The organism is Streptomyces sp. NPDC054770 (genome assembly GCF_053611985.1).
This window is the reverse complement of record NZ_JBSHBL010000083.1, coordinates 1-14,222: the sequence shown is the minus strand read 5'-3', so window position 1 is coordinate 14,222 and position 14,222 is coordinate 1. Positions and strand designations below refer to the sequence as shown.

Below are 14,222 nucleotides of genomic sequence, written 5' to 3'. Positions count from 1 at the left end.
AGTCCACGCCGTCCCCAGCCGTCTCACGCGCCGTCTCCCGAGGTACCCCCGTCATGACCCAGCCGCCCCCGCCCCCGCCCAACCAGCCCCCGCAGCAGCCCGGTTTCGGCGCACCCCAGCCCCAGCCGGGCTACGGCTACCCGCAGCAGCCCCCGGCCCCCCAGCCGGGCTACGGCTATCCGCAGCAGCCCCCGAACCCGTACGCCCAGCAGCCCGGCTACGGCTACCCGAACCAGCCGCCCCAGCCGGGCTACGGCTACCCGGGCGGCCGGCCGGGCCAGCCTGGCGCCCCCGGCTCCGCCCCCGGCCCCGGCCGGAACAACGCCACGCTGCTCATCGTCGTCGCCGCGGTCGTCGCGATCGCGCTGATCGTCGGCGGTGGCATCTGGTACGCCAAGTCCTCCGGCGGCGACGCCAAGAAGAAGGACGACACCGCGAGCTCCAGCGGCGGCAGCACCGGCGGTCAGGACGCGAACGGCGGCAAGAACGGCAAGGGCACCGAGAAGGTGCCCGCGGACACCACCTCCAAGATCCTCTTCCAGGTCCCGCTGCCCACGGCGAACGACACCACCGTCACCGCCGGCTCCTGGCTGACCGACAAGGTGTACGCGAAGAGCGGCGTCGCCCGGATCACCGGCTACGACCCTGACTCGGGCGCCAAGCTGTGGACGGTCCCGCTGCCCGGCCCGGTCTGCCGTGCCACCGGGCACGTCAGCGCCGACGGCCGGACCGCGGTCGTCTTCCAGCCGAAGATGCCCGCGAAGGGCTCCACCGCAGGCTGCACCCAGGTGGCCGCGATCGACCTGAACGCCGGTAAAAAACTGTGGACCAAGACGATCAAGTCCGGTGACGTCGCGATCAACTTGGACAATGTGACGGTCGCTCAGCAGACGGTCGCGGTCGGCGGCAGCAGCGGCGGCGGCGCCTTCGACCTCGCCTCCGGCAAGGTCCGCTGGCAGCCGAAGCCGGGCGACAGCTGCTACGACGCCGGCTACGGCGGCGGCGCCAAGCTGGTCGCGGTCCGCAGGTGCGGCAGCGGCGACAGCGGCCAGCTGCACATCCAGACCCTCGACCCGGTCTCCGGCAAGGTGTTCTCCGAGTACAGGATGGCCTCGGGCATCGACTACGCGAGCGTCGTGTCGACCGACCCGCTGGTGGTGGCCGCCGACGTCAACGACAGCGCCGGCGACGGCAGCGGCTTCTCGGACGTCTTCTCCATCGACAACAGGACCGGCGCACTGCGCACCCGGATCTCCACGCCGGGCAGTTCCTACGCGGCTCGCTGCGACGGCATCTACGAGCTGGAGAAGTGCACGGGAGTGGTGGTCGGCAACGACCGGCTGTACCTGGCGACCGAGCAGCACGACGGCGACGGGGACTACACGAAGACCAACGAGATCGTCGCCTTCGACCTGGCCACCGGCAAGCAGACCGGCCAGCGTGCCGACGCCGGGGACAACTACACGATCACGCCCCTGCGCATGGACGGCCCGAACGTGATCGCCTACAAGAACGCGCCGTACGACAAGGGCGCCCAGGTCGTCAGCATCGACGGCGGTTCCTTCAAGGAGACCAAGCTGCTGGAGAACCCGGCGACCACCGCGGTCAAGGCGGTGGAGACCACCATGTCACCGCAGTACGCCGAGGTCCTCTACTCCCAGGGGCACCTCTACCTGTCCGCCGCGTACGCCCACACCGCCGGTTCCTCGTCGTCGGCCAAGGAGTACCTGGTCACCGCTTTCGGTACGGGTGGCTGATACGCGCTCCTGACCCGCGAATACGAGAAAACCCAGAGATTCCTCCGATCCGGGGCACTTCTCATCAGTAGGGGCAGCGCAACGTCGAACAAGCGTGTAGCTTCCGGGGGCATGAAGGACGGGGTGCCGGGGGGCCCTCTGTCCATGTGGACCAGTGGGCATCCATAGTGGGGCATCCATTGGGGGGACTGGGGGGTTGCTCTATGGGAGTGCGGCTCATGGTGGTCGACGACCACCGGTTGCTCGCGGAGGCACTGGCCTCGGCGCTGAAACTGCGCGGCCACCGGGTGCTGGCGGCGGCGGCGCCGGCCGCGGGCGCGGCGGAGCTGGTGATCACGCGCGCGCCCGAGGTGTGCCTGCTGGGTACGGCGACACCGGCCGAGCCGGGGATCTTCGACCCGGTGGTGAAGATCAAGCGGGAGCGGCCGCAGGTCGCCGTCCTGGTGCTGGGCCCGGTGCCGTCCCCGCGGGGCATCGCGGCGGCCTTCGCCGCGGGCGCCTCCGGGTACGTACGGCACGACGAGCGGATAGAGGGCGTCGAGCGCGCGATCATGAAGGCGCGGGCCGGGGAGGCCGCCGTGGCACCCGCCCTGCTCCAGGGCGCCTTCGGCGAACTCCTCAACCCGGCCGCCCAGCCCGACGACGAGGGCCAGCGCCTCCTCCAGATGCTCACCCCGAGGGAGGTCGAGGTCCTGGTCCGCGTCGCCGACGGCGAGGACACCCGCCTGATCGCGGCAGGCATGGGCATCGCCCCGAGCACGGCACGTACGCATGTACAGAGGGTGCTGATGAAGCTGGGGGTGGGGTCGCGGCTGGAGGCGGCAGCCTTGGCCGCGCGTACCGGGCTACTGGACCGGGCGGGACCTCTGAACGGCGGCACAGAAGCGCCCCTTTAGGGGCGCGGGGCTGTATTGATGTGCGGCTCCGCCGCGTGGGCGCGACCGGCCCCCACGCACCCGCAGACAACGGACGACCTACTCGGCTTCTTTCTCGTCCGAAGGAGGAAGCGGAGGCGGGGTGGGCCGCAGCCACAGCCACACCAGGAAGAACACCCCCAGCAACAGCATCCCGATCCCCGTCCACAGGTTGATGTTGATCCCCTGCGCCTTGTCGATCTCGGCCTGCGAGTCCGTGATCCCGGTGATCGTGACGATGATCCCGTACAGCACGAACAGCCCACCGATGATCCGCCGCAGATCGAAGATGCGCGCGGCGGTCGTGGACTTGCCCTCCAGCTCGGTGACTTCCCGCTGGACGTCCTGCTCGGAGTAGTGGAACCCGGAGTGCCCGGAGTCGTCGGTCATGGTCTCTCCTATTCTCCAGCCACGGCGGTCAGAACGAGAACGGCACATAGCAGAGCGCGGCCAGGATCACCGCGCCCCAGCCCAGCAGCGCGGGCCGGCGGTACCACGCGTCGTCGCCCGCGGCGGCCGCCTCCGCCATGCCGGGCGAGCGCGTGCCGTAGACGAGGCCCGCGAGCTCCGCCGCCGGCTTGGGCGCGGTGAACAGGGAGACGATCACCATCACGACCGCGCCGGCGACGAACCCGGCGATCGCGGAGACGAAGTTGGCGCCCTGGTCGGAGGGGATGCCGATGATGCCCTTCTTGTAGAGGACGAAGTAGTTGACCATCGCGGTCACGGTCCCCGCGAGCAGCCCCCAGAAGCCCGATTTCGCCGAGGCCCGCTTCCAGAACATGCCGACGATGAAGACGACGAACATCGGCACGTTGAAGAAGGAGAACAGCGTCTGGAGGTAGCTCATGATGTTCGAGAACGAGGACGCCAGGAACGCCGTACCGATGGACGCGCAGACGCCGATCGCCGTGATGAGGCGTCCGAAGCGCACGTAGTAGCCGTCCTCGCGGCCGCGGACCACGTACTTCGCCCAGATGTCCGTCGTGAACACGGTGTTGAAGGACGACACGTTGGCCGCCATGCCGGCCATGAAGGCGGCCAGCAGCCCGGTGACCGCGATGCCGAGCACGCCGTTGGGCAGCAGCTGTGACATCAGGTAGGGGATCGCGTCGTTGTACTGGAGGTCCGAGCCGGGCCTGCCGATGCCCGGCACCAGTGCGGCGGCGACCAGGCCCGGGATCATCACCAGGAAGACGATGAAGATCTTCGGGTAGGCGGCGATCAGCGGGGTGCGCTGCGCGGCCGAGAGGTTCTTCGCCGACAGGGCGCGCTGCACCTCGGCGAAGTTCGTCGTCCAGTAGCCGAAGGAGAGCACGAAGCCGAGGCCGACGACGATGGTCAGCCAGTTCGCGCCGAGCGGGTTGGCGGAGCCGATGCCGGTACCGCCCCACGCGGTCGTGAAGTTGTGGCCGTGGGTGGCGGTGAGCTTGTCGACCAGGCCGTCCCAGCCGCCGACCTTCTTCAGGCCGAGCACGGACAGCGGGATGAGGGCGGCCAGGATCACGAAGAACTGGAGCACCTCGTTGTAGATGGCGGAGGAGAGACCGCCGAGCGTGATGTACGCCAGCACGAACGCGCCGGCCACCACGATCGCCACCCACTGCGGCCAGCCGAGCAGCGCCTCCACGACGATCGCCAGGGCGTACAGGTTCACACCGGCGATCAGGATGGCCGCGAAGGCGAACAGGATCGAACTGAGCAGGTGTGCGGCTCTGTCGAAGCGGAGCAGCAGCATCTCGGGGACCGAGCGCACCTTGCTGCCGTAGTAGAAGGGCATCATCACCAGGCCCAGGAAGACCATGGCCGGAATGGCGCCGATCCAGTACCAGTGCACGGTGTACGCGCCGTACTGCGCGCTGTTGGCGGCCATGCCGAGGATCTCGGTGGCGGCCAGGTTCGCCGAGATGAACGCGAGACCGGTGATCCAGGCGGGCAGCGACCGTCCGGAGAGGAAGAAGTCGAGGCTGGTCTTCACCGAGCGGCGGGCCGCCAGGCCGATGCCCAGGACGACGACGAAGTAGATCGCGAGGATCGTGTAGTCCAGGCCGTTGGTGGGGAGCCGCAGTCCCGCCGCGAGGTCCGTGGTGAGGCCCGTCGCGAGGTGTGTGGGGGATACGGGGGCATCTGTGGGGTTCTGCACCCAGTAATTCAACACTTTCGTTGTCTCACCTTGATTGATTGCGATGTTGACTGGCGTGGTGAGTTGTGTTTTGGTGTGTTCGGTTCTGTTTGATGGTTGGCTGGCTCGATCAATGGGAGTCCGCAGTGAAGAAGACCTCGACCCGGCTGGCCGACGGTCGCGAACTCATCTACTACGACCTGCGCGACGACACCGTGCGGGACGCGGTGGACCGCCGTCCGCTGGAGCGGACGCACACCACCTCCGAGATCCGGAGGGATCCGCTCCTCGGCGACCAGGTGGCCATCGCCTCGCACCGGCAGGGCCGCACCTACCACCCGCCGGCCGACCAGTGCCCGCTGTGCCCGACCAAGGGCGACCGGCTGAGCGAGATCCCGGACTCGTCGTACGACGTCGTGGTCTTCGAGAACCGTTTCCCCTCGCTGGCCGGCGACTCCGGGCGCTGTGAGGTGGTCTGCTTCACCTCGGACCACGACGCGTCCTTCGCGAGCCTCACCGAGGAGCAGGCGGGTCTGGTCCTGGACGCGTGGACCGACCGCACGTCGGAGCTGTCGCATCTCCCCTCCGTCGAGCAGGTGTTCTGCTTCGAGAACCGTGGCGAGGAGATCGGCGTGACGCTCGGTCACCCGCACGGCCAGATCTACGCCTACCCCTTCACCACCCCGCGCACCGCCCTGATGTTGCGCTCACTCGCGACTCACAAGGAGGCGACCGGCGGCGAGAACCTGTTCGACGCCGTCCTGGAGCGTGAACTCGGTGACGAGCGGGTCGTCCTTGAGAGTGAACACTGGGTCGCCTTCGTGCCGTACGCGGCACACTGGCCCTACGAGGTCCACCTGTACCCGAAGCGCCGCGTCCCCGACCTGCTCGGGCTCGACGAGGCGGCCCGCTCAGAGTTCCCCCAGGTTTATCTGGAACTCTTGAGGCGCTTCGACCGTATCTTCGGTGAGGGTGAGCCTCCCACGCCCTACATCGCCGCCTGGCACCAGGCGCCGTTCGGGACGCTGGAGGAGTTCGAGGGTGTCACGCGCGACGACTTCGCGCTGCACCTGGAGCTTTTCACCATTCGCCGAACGTCCGGCAAGCTGAAGTTTCTCGCGGGTTCCGAGTCAGGCATGAGCGTGTTCATCAACGACGTGCCGCCGGAGCGCGCGGCCGAGCGACTGCGAGAGGTAGCGAGTTGATGAAGTACCTGGTGACGGGCGGGGCGGGTTACGTCGGCAGCGTGGTCGCCCAGCACCTGCTGGAGGCGGGCCACGAGGTCACCGTCCTCGACAACCTCTCCACGGGCTTCCGTGAGGGCGTGCCCGCGGGCGCCGCCTTCGTCGAGGGCGACATCCGCGACGCCGCCAAGTGGCTGGACTCCTCCTACGAGGCGGTGCTGCACTTCGCCGCGTCCTCCCAGGTCGGCGAGTCGGTCGTGAAGCCCGAGAAGTACTGGGAGAACAACGTCGGCGGCACCATGGCACTGCTCGGCGCGATGCGCGAGGCCGGGGTCCGCAAGCTGGTCTTCTCCTCCACGGCGGCCACCTACGGCGAGCCGGAGCAGGTCCCGATCGTCGAGACCGCCCCGACGCAGCCGACCAACCCGTACGGCGCCACCAAGCTCGCCGTCGACCACATGATCACCGGCGAGGCCGCCGCCCACGGCCTGGGCGCGGTCTCCCTGCGCTACTTCAACGTGGCCGGCGCGTACGGCGCACAGGGCGAGCGCCACGACCCCGAGTCGCACCTGATCCCGCTGGTCCTCCAGGTCGCCCAGGGCAGGCGCGAGGCCATCTCCGTCTTCGGCGACGACTACCCGACGCCCGACGGCACCTGCATCCGCGACTACATCCACGTCGCCGACCTGGCCGACGCCCACCTGCTGGCCCTCACGGCCGCACAGCCCGGTGAGCACCTGATCTGCAACCTCGGCAACGGCGAGGGCTTCTCGGTCCGCGAGGTCATCGAGACGGTCCGGCAGGTCACCGGCCACCCGATTCCCGAGGTCGTGGCCCCGCGCCGGGGCGGCGACCCGGCGGTCCTGGTCGCCTCGGCGGCCGCCGCCCGCGAGAAGCTGGGCTGGAACCCGACCCGCGCGGACCTCGCGGGGATCGTCGCGGACGCCTGGGAGTTCGCGCGGACCATCAGCGCAGCAAGGGAGCAGTAAGTGGGGGCAGCACAGCAGGTCAGAGATGCCTTCGAGGAGCTGTACGGCACGGCTCCCGACGGCGTCTGGGCGGCGCCGGGCCGGGTCAACCTGATCGGTGAGCACACCGACTACAACGACGGCTTCGTGATGCCGTTCGCGCTGCCGCACGTGGCGACGGCCGCCGTCGCCCGCCGCACCGACGGCGTGCTGCGGCTGCACTCCTCGGACGTCGAGGGCGGGATCGTCGAACTCTCCCTCGACGCCCTGGAACCCGGCACCGACCAGGAGTGGACGGCGTACCCGGCGGGCGTGGTCTGGGCGTTGCGCGAGGCCGGCCACCCGGTCACCGGCGCGGACGTCCACCTCGCCTCCACCGTGCCGACCGGCGCCGGCCTGTCCTCCTCCGCGGCCCTGGAGGTGGTGATCGCCCTCGCGCTCAACGACCTCTACGAACTGGGCCTGGCGCGCTGGCAGCTGGCCCGTCTGTGCCAGCGCGCGGAGAACGTCTACGTCGGGGCGCCGACCGGCATCATGGACCAGACCGCGTCGGCGTGCTGCGAGCAGGGCCACGCCCTGTTCCTGGACACCCGCGACCTCTCGCAGAAGCAGATCCCCTTCGACCTCGCGGCCGAGGGCATGCGCCTGCTGGTCGTCGACACCCAGGTCAAGCACGCCCACAGCGGCGGCGAGTACGGCAAGCGCCGGGCCGGCTGCGAGAAGGGCGCGGCCCTGCTCGGCGTGGACGCGCTGCGGGACATCGCCTACGCCGACCTCGACGCGTCGCTCGAACGCCTCGGCGACGAGGCGGAGGTACGGCGCCTGGTCCGCCATGTCGTCACCGAGGACCACCGCGTCGAACGCGTCGTCGCCCTCCTGGAGGCGGGCGACACCCGCGCCATCGGGCCCGTCCTCACCGAGGGCCATGCCTCTCTCCGTGACGACTTCCAGGTCTCCTGCCCCGAGCTGGACCTGGTCGTTCAGGCGGCGAACGCGGCCGGTGCGCTGGGCGCCCGGATGACCGGCGGCGGCTTCGGCGGCTCGGCGATCGTCCTCGCCGAGGCGGCCGACGTCGACACCATCACCAAGGCGGTCGAGGAGGCCTTCGCGGCTGCCGGGTTCAAGGCCCCGAGGACGTTCGAGGCGGTGCCGTCGGCCGGCGCCCGCCAGGAGAGCTGAGGCTCAGCCCAGCCGCTTCGTCAGCGTGTACTCCGTGATCCCCGGCGGATAGTCGGGGATCACGCACACCACGTCGTACCCCTGCTTCTGGTAGAACCCCGGCGCCTGGAAGTCCCAGGTCTCCAGGCGGGCGGCGGTGCAGCCGCGGTCCTCGCGGGCGATGCGCTCGGCCTCCGCGAGCAGGCGGCCGCCGAGGCCCGAGCCGCGGTGCGGGGCGTCCACCCAGAGGTAGGTGACGTGCAGCCAGGACGTCCAGCTGTGCCCGACCAGGCCGCCGGCCATGTCGCCCGAACCCCCGTCCATCGCCCAGAGGTGCAGCGGTACTTCGCGTTCGGCCGGGGTGCCGCGCAGGGCGGCGAGGACCGGAGAGGCCGCCGTGTTGGTGGCCAGCAGCCGCGCGCGGAGCAGATCGCGTCGTTCCTTGTCGACTTCCGCCTCAATACGAAACATGCGGCACACCATAAACGCGTCGGCCGGGCAGTTCTGCAAATTGCCTTCCGCTCACGGCGCCCGGCCGTACTCTGATGAGCAGTACCGGTGGGGGCCGGTGCTGATCAGGGGGCGAGACAAGTCGGATACGACGCCCGCGGTGGGGGTAGCAGTTCAGGCACGGCGGCGGCCGTGCGGCTCCGTCCTCCCGTGGGTGTCGTGTCCGCATGGTTCGTCGTTCTCCGGACCTTGGGGTATCCCCTGCTCGTGAAGAGCATTGGGGAAGGGGGTTTCGTGGTTCGCATCCGAGTCCTTGTCGTTGACGACCATCGCATCTTCGCCGAGTCCTTGGCGGCCGCACTGGCCGCCGAGCCCGACGTCGACGTGTCCGCGGCCGGCAGCGGTCCGGCCGCACTGCGCTGCCTGGAGCGCGCGGTGGCCGAGGGCCGTCGTTACGACGTGCTGCTCGTCGACGCCGACCTGGGCGGTCAACTGCCGGGCGGCCGGGCGGCCGTGCCGGTGCAGGAGGCCAACGAGGAGGGGCTGGTCGACGGCATATCGCTGGTCGCCGGCGTCCGCTCGGCCCAGCCCGCCGTCCGGATCGTCGTCCTCGCCGAGAAGGACGACCCGCGGCGTGCGGCCCTGGCCCTGCAGGCCGGTGCCTCCGGCTGGGTCGCCAAGGACTGCTCGCTGTCCCGGCTGCTGAGCGTCATCCGGGGCGTGCTGCGCGACGAGACGCATCTGCCGCCCGCGCTGCTGACCGGCGTCCTGCGGGAGTTGACGGCCGCGCGCAAGCACCGCACCGAGAGTGAACGCCTGGTGGAGTCCCTCACCCCGAGGGAGCGGGAAGTGCTCCGGTGCATGGTGGCGGGCCTGGGGCGCAAGGCAGTCGCCGAGCGCCTCTTCCTGTCCCCGCACACCGTCCGCACCCACATGCAGAACGTCCTCGGCAAACTGGGCGTCCACTCCACCCTGGCCGCGGTCGCACTCGCGCGGCGAGCAGGGGTCGGGCCGGTGGACCTGGGGCCCGCCGGGCGGATCATGCCGGAGGAGAGCAGCAGCGCCTGACCGGGGTTAAGCGGGCAGCGCCCCGAAGGGGCGCGGGGCTGTATCAATATGCGGCTCCGCCGCGTGGGCGCGACCAGCCACAACGGCGCCGCAGCCGACCGACGGCCTACCGCGGTACTTCCAGCGGAGCGCCTAGCCGGGGATGTTGTCGAACGGGGCGGTCAACTGGCGTAGCAGTCCGGCGAGTTCGGCTCGCTGGGTGTGGGAGAGTTCGCCGAGGATCGCCCGTTCCTGGGCGAGGAGGCCTGCCAGGGCCTGGTCCGCGCGGTCCTGGCCCTCGGTGGTCAGACGTACCAGCACACCCCGCCGGTCGCTGGGGTCCGGCAGCCGTTCCACCAGGCCCTTCTTGGCCAGCCGGTCGATCCGGTTGGTCATCGTCCCCGAGGTGACCAGGGTCTGTGTCAGCAACTGCCCGGGGGAGAGCTGGTAGGGCGTGCCCGCGCGCCGGAGCGCGGTCAGCACGTCGAACTCCCAGGGCTCCAGGCTGTGCTCGGCGAAGGCCAGCCGACGTGCCCGGTCCAGGTGCCGCGCCAGCCGGCTCACCCGGCTGAGCACCTCGAGCGGTTCCACGTCGAGGTCCGGGCGCTCCCGGCGCCACGCAGCGACCAGCCGATCGACCTCGTCCTCCATGGCGATCAGTGTAGTGGTTGTGTCGACATGAAGTCTCTTGATGTCGAGTCTCTTGACATCAAGATATCTCCCCGGGGAAGGTGGAGGACATGACCACTCCTGCCTGGGACCCCGCCCAGTACCTCCGTCACTCCGGCCACCGCGCCCGCGCCTTCACCGACCTCCTGGCCCGCGTCCCCGCCCTCCCCGGCGAACCCCCGGCCGTCGCCGACCTCGGCTGCGGCCCCGGCAACGTCACCGCGGTCCTCGCCGACCGCTGGCCCACCGCGCACATCACCGGCTACGACAACTCGACCGCGATGCTCGACAAGGCCCAGGTCGACCACGCCGGCCCCACCTCCGGCGGCGGCCGCCTCGACTTCGCCCACGCCGACCTGCGCACCTGGGTGCCCGAACGGTCGTACGACCTGATCGTGTCGAACGCGGCGTTCCAGTGGGTCCCCGGCCACCTCGACCGCTTCGCCGGCTGGCTCGACGCGCTCGTTCCCGGCGGCAGCTTCGCCTTCCAGGTGCCGAACAACATCGACGCCCCGCTGCACGCCCTGATGCGCGAGCTCGCCGCCACGCCCCGCTGGAAGGCCCGGCTCGCCGACGTCCTGCGCCACGAGGACTCCGTCCACCCGCCCGCCGTCTACCTCGACCGGCTGGCCCGGCTCGGCTGCGCCACCGACGTCTGGGAGACCACCTACCTGCATGTCCTGGAAGGCGAGGACCCCGTCCTGGACTGGGTCAAGGGCACCGGACTGCGCCCCGCCCTCACCGTCCTCGGCGACGACCCGGAGGCCCGGGACGCCTTCGTCGCCGAGTACCGCGAGCTGCTGCGGGAGGCCTACCCGAGCGCCCCGTACGGCACGGTCCTGCCGTTCCGCCGCCTGTTCGCCGTCGCCCGCAAGGAGGGCTGATGCTCGCCGGCCTCGACCATGTCCAGCTCGCCGCCCCGCCCGGCTCCGAGGACGCGCTGCGGGCGTACTACGGGGATGTCCTCGGCATGACGGAGGTGCCCAAGCCGCCCGCACTCGCGGCGCGCGGCGGCTGCTGGTTCGAGGCCGGCAGCGTCCGGCTGCACCTGGGCATCGACAGAGACTTCCGCCCGGCGAAGAAGGCCCACCCAGGCCTGCGCGTCACGGGCATCGACGCCCTCGCCGCCCGGCTCGCCGCCCACGGCGCCCCCGTCACCTGGGACGACGACCTCCCGGGCCACCGCCGCTGCTACTCCGAGGACCCCGTCGGCAACCGCCTGGAGTTCCTGGAGCCCGACGGGGCGTGAGGGGGGCGTTCAGGGGGCGTGAGGGGGCCTAGGCCTTGCGGCGCCCTATCAGGTGCGGCTTCGCCTCCAGGCCGTCCAGGCCGTGCCAGGCCAGGTTCACCAGGTGGGCGGCGACCTCCGCCTTCTTCGGGCGGCGCACGTCCAGCCACCACTGGCCGGTCAGCGCGACCATGCCCACCAGCGCCTGCGCGTACAGCGGGGCCAGCTTGGGGTCGAAGCCGCGGCTCTTGAACTCGCGGCCCAGGATGTCCTCCACCTGGGTGGCGATGTCCGAGATGAGCGAGGCGAAGGAACCCGTCGACTGCGGGATGGGGGAGTCCCGGACCAGGATCCGGAAGCCGTCGGTGTACTCCTCGATGTAGTCGAGGAGGGCGAAGGCCGCCTGTTCGCACAGTTCGCGGGGGTGGCCGGCGGTGAGGGAGCTGGTCACCATGTCCAGCAGGCGCCGCATCTCGCGGTCCACCACGACCGCGTACAGCCCCTCCTTGCCGCCGAAGTGCTCGTACACCACCGGCTTGGAGACCCCGGCCTTCGCCGCGATCTCCTCGACCGAGGTGCCCTCGAAACCCTTAGCCGCGAAGAGGGTGCGACCGATCTCCAACAGCTGCTGGCGGCGCTCCGCCCCGGTCATACGGGTGCGACGCGCCCGCCGCTGCTTGTCGGGACTGGGGGTGCTGGAGTCGGTCGCCACGGCGTCAATCATGCCGCCTTCGCGGCCTCCGCCCCTTGTCGAGAGCCGCCTTCCCCGGTGTTACGGCGCGAATCGATACGCGAGCGTGACGGCCAGCGCACGTCGTACGCCCAGCCCAGCTGCTCGCACCAGCGAATGATCCGCGCCGACGAGTCCAGCTGTCCGCGCTCCACCCCGTGCCGCGCCGAGGTCGGGTCGGCGTGGTGCAGGTTGTGCCAGGACTCGCCGCAGGACAGCACCGCCAGCCACCACACGTTGCCCGACCGGTCCCGCGACTTGAACGGCCGCTTGCCCACCGCGTGGCAGATCGAGTTGATCGACCACGTCACATGGTGCAGCAGCGCCACCCGGACGAGTGAACCCCAGAAGAACGCGGTGAACGCGCCCCACCAGGACATCGTCACCAGACCGCCGATCAGCGGCGGCAGCGCCAGCGACAGCATCGTCCAGAAGACGAACTGCCGGGAGACCGCCCGGATCGCCGGGTCCTTGATCAGGTCCGGCGCGTACTTCTCCTGCGAGGTCTGCTCCTCGTCGAACATCCAGGCGATGTGCGCCCACCACAGGCCCTTGACCAGCGCCGGTACGGTCTCGCCGTACCGCCAGGGCGAGTGCGGGTCGCCCTCCGCGTCGGAGAACTTGTGGTGCTTGCGGTGGTCGGCCACCCAGCGCACCAGCGGGCCCTCCACCGCCATCGAGCCGGCGACCGCCAGCGCGATCCGCAGGGGCCGCTTCGCCTTGAACGAGCCGTGGGTGAAATAACGGTGGTAACCGATGGTCACGCCGTGACAGCCCAGGTAGTAGAAGAACACCAGCAGGCCCAGGTCGAGCCAGCTCACGCCCCAGCCCCACGCCAGCGGCACCGCCGCCAGCAGCGCGAGGAAGGGCACCACGATGAACAGCAGCAGGGTGAGCTGCTCGATCGAGCCCTTCTTCTCGCCGCCCAGAGTGGCGGACACAAGAGCGGAGTCGGCCGGCTTCTGGGCGTCTTCGATCACATCGGAACTAGACGAGGTCATGCGCGTCCCCTGTGGGGTCGAGGGTTGAGAGAGATGCCGATCCGCGGCGACCGGACGGGACGATAGAGGGTCTTCCCTACGGTTCCGTAACCTACGGCGACGTAAGTATGGCAGCGAGGCGTCTCGCGGCAAGAGCCCCAGAGCCTGCGCGTCCTCATGGACACCTATCCTTGGAATCGGTCGGACAGCGCGGTCCGCTCTGTTTCCTTCCCGGATGTCCGGCCCGTATGCGGACAGGCACCGCCTGCCGCCCGGCTGACGGACGGGTTCCCTCCAGACGAGCTTCAACACTGCAAGGAGCCGCACCTGTGAGCAGTGCCGACGACCAGACCACCACGACCAGCAGTGAGCTGCGCGCCGACATCCGCCGGCTGGGTGACCTCCTCGGCGAGACCCTCGTCCGCCAGGAGGGCCCCGAGCTGCTGGACCTCGTCGAGAAGGTCCGCCGCCTGACCCGCGAGGACGGCGAGGCCGCCGCCGACCTGCTGCGCGGCACCGAACTGGAGACCGCCGCCAAGCTGGTCCGCGCCTTCTCCACCTACTTCCACCTCGCCAACGTCACCGAGCAGGTGCACCGCGGCCGCGAGCTGCGCGCCCGCCGGGCCGCCGAGGGCGGTCTGCTGGCCCGCACCGCCGACCGGCTCAAGGACGCCGACCCCGAGCACCTGCGCCAGACCGTGCAGAACCTCAACGTCCGCCCGGTGTTCACGGCACACCCCACCGAGGCCGCGCGCCGTTCCGTCCTCAACAAGCTCCGGCGCATCGCCGCGCTCCTGGACACCCCGGTCATCGAGTCCGACCGCCGCCGCACCGACACCCGCCTCGCCGAGAACATCGACCTGGTGTGGCAGACCGACGAACTCCGCGTCGTCCGCCCCGAGCCCGCCGACGAGGCCCGCAACGCCATCTACTACCTCGACGAACTCCACGCCGACGCGGTCGGCGACGTCCTGGAGGACCTGACGGCCGAGCTGGAGCGGGTCGGGGTGAAGCT

Annotated in this window: 15 protein-coding genes; 9 read left to right on the top strand and 6 right to left on the bottom strand. The window is 70.4% G+C overall.

The genetic code is table 11. The features are described 5' to 3' along the window. Positions 1–53 precede the first annotated feature (53 nt). A complete protein-coding gene (locus ACWGKQ_RS42990) occupies positions 54–1,757 on the top strand; it encodes an outer membrane protein assembly factor BamB family protein (protein ID WP_453297493.1) in 1,704 nt (567 codons plus the stop codon). 203 nt (positions 1,758–1,960) lie between these two features. Further along, on the top strand, positions 1,961–2,653 hold the full coding sequence (locus tag ACWGKQ_RS42985) for a helix-turn-helix transcriptional regulator (RefSeq protein ID WP_351488141.1): 693 nt from the start codon (positions 1,961–1,963) through the stop codon (positions 2,651–2,653). Positions 2,654–2,731: 78 nt separating this feature from the next. On the opposite strand, the gene ACWGKQ_RS42980 is transcribed toward ACWGKQ_RS42985, so the two are convergent. Together ACWGKQ_RS42980 and ACWGKQ_RS42975 are read right to left on the bottom strand one after the other, a co-directional pair. Next, entirely contained in the window at positions 2,732–3,061 is a 330-nt protein-coding gene (locus ACWGKQ_RS42980) for a hypothetical protein (protein WP_453297492.1), read from the bottom strand. A gap of 28 nt (positions 3,062–3,089) precedes the next feature. Beyond that, entirely contained in the window at positions 3,090–4,814 is a 1,725-nt protein-coding gene (locus ACWGKQ_RS42975) for a sodium:solute symporter family protein (RefSeq protein ID WP_453297491.1), read from the bottom strand. A 125-nt stretch (positions 4,815–4,939) separates the two neighbouring features. Between ACWGKQ_RS42975 and galT the strand changes: the two genes are divergently transcribed. Genes galT through galK form a run of 3 tightly spaced genes read left to right on the top strand, consistent with a single transcriptional unit; the run spans position 4,940 to position 8,124 of the window. Beyond that, entirely contained in the window at positions 4,940–5,998 is a 1,059-nt protein-coding gene (galT, locus tag ACWGKQ_RS42970; RefSeq protein WP_453297490.1) for a galactose-1-phosphate uridylyltransferase, read from the top strand. Further along, positions 5,998–6,966 (top strand): UDP-glucose 4-epimerase GalE, encoded by a 969-nt coding sequence (gene galE / locus ACWGKQ_RS42965; RefSeq protein ID WP_453297489.1) that lies wholly within the window; start codon positions 5,998–6,000, stop codon positions 6,964–6,966. Before galT ends, galE begins: the two co-directional genes overlap by 1 nt. Then, the gene (gene galK, locus ACWGKQ_RS42960; RefSeq protein ID WP_453297488.1) at positions 6,967–8,124 is read left to right on the top strand and encodes a galactokinase; all 1,158 of its coding nucleotides are present in this window, start codon (positions 6,967–6,969) and stop codon (positions 8,122–8,124) included. Between the two features lie 3 nt (positions 8,125–8,127). Here galK and ACWGKQ_RS42955 read toward each other — a convergent pair whose 3' ends face one another. Next, on the bottom strand, positions 8,128–8,586 hold the full coding sequence (locus ACWGKQ_RS42955) for a GNAT family N-acetyltransferase (RefSeq protein WP_453297516.1): 459 nt from the start codon (positions 8,584–8,586) through the stop codon (positions 8,128–8,130). Between the two features lie 261 nt (positions 8,587–8,847). On the opposite strand from ACWGKQ_RS42955, the gene ACWGKQ_RS42950 reads away from it, so the two are divergent. Then, a complete protein-coding gene (locus tag ACWGKQ_RS42950) occupies positions 8,848–9,621 on the top strand; it encodes a LuxR C-terminal-related transcriptional regulator (RefSeq protein ID WP_453297487.1) in 774 nt (257 codons plus the stop codon). A 132-nt stretch (positions 9,622–9,753) separates the two neighbouring features. Here the strand turns inward: ACWGKQ_RS42950 and tamR are convergent, their stop codons facing one another. After that, the gene (gene tamR / locus ACWGKQ_RS42945) at positions 9,754–10,251 is read right to left on the bottom strand and encodes a MarR family transcriptional regulator TamR (RefSeq protein ID WP_453297486.1); all 498 of its coding nucleotides are present in this window, start codon (positions 10,249–10,251) and stop codon (positions 9,754–9,756) included. 89 nt (positions 10,252–10,340) lie between these two features. Between tamR and ACWGKQ_RS42940 the strand changes: the two genes are divergently transcribed. Further along, entirely contained in the window at positions 10,341–11,153 is an 813-nt protein-coding gene (locus ACWGKQ_RS42940) for a trans-aconitate 2-methyltransferase (protein WP_453297485.1), read from the top strand. Further along, a complete protein-coding gene (locus tag ACWGKQ_RS42935) occupies positions 11,153–11,518 on the top strand; it encodes a VOC family protein (protein ID WP_453297484.1) in 366 nt (121 codons plus the stop codon). The genes ACWGKQ_RS42940 and ACWGKQ_RS42935 overlap by 1 nt, the downstream gene beginning before the upstream one ends. Positions 11,519–11,546: 28 nt before the next feature. On the opposite strand, the gene ACWGKQ_RS42930 is transcribed toward ACWGKQ_RS42935, so the two are convergent. Both ACWGKQ_RS42930 and ACWGKQ_RS42925 read right to left on the bottom strand, forming a co-directional pair. Continuing rightward, positions 11,547–12,221: a TetR family transcriptional regulator gene (locus tag ACWGKQ_RS42930; protein WP_453297483.1), complete on the bottom strand. Its 675-nt coding sequence runs from the start codon at positions 12,219–12,221 to the stop codon at positions 11,547–11,549. After that, positions 12,218–13,228: an acyl-CoA desaturase gene (locus ACWGKQ_RS42925; protein ID WP_453297482.1), complete on the bottom strand. Its 1,011-nt coding sequence runs from the start codon at positions 13,226–13,228 to the stop codon at positions 12,218–12,220. Before ACWGKQ_RS42925 ends, ACWGKQ_RS42930 begins: the two co-directional genes overlap by 4 nt. Positions 13,229–13,536: 308 nt before the next feature. Between ACWGKQ_RS42925 and ACWGKQ_RS42920 the strand changes: the two genes are divergently transcribed. Continuing rightward, positions 13,537–14,222, top strand: a 686-nt coding sequence (locus ACWGKQ_RS42920; RefSeq protein WP_453297481.1) for a phosphoenolpyruvate carboxylase, incomplete at its 3' end; no start/stop codon positions are given.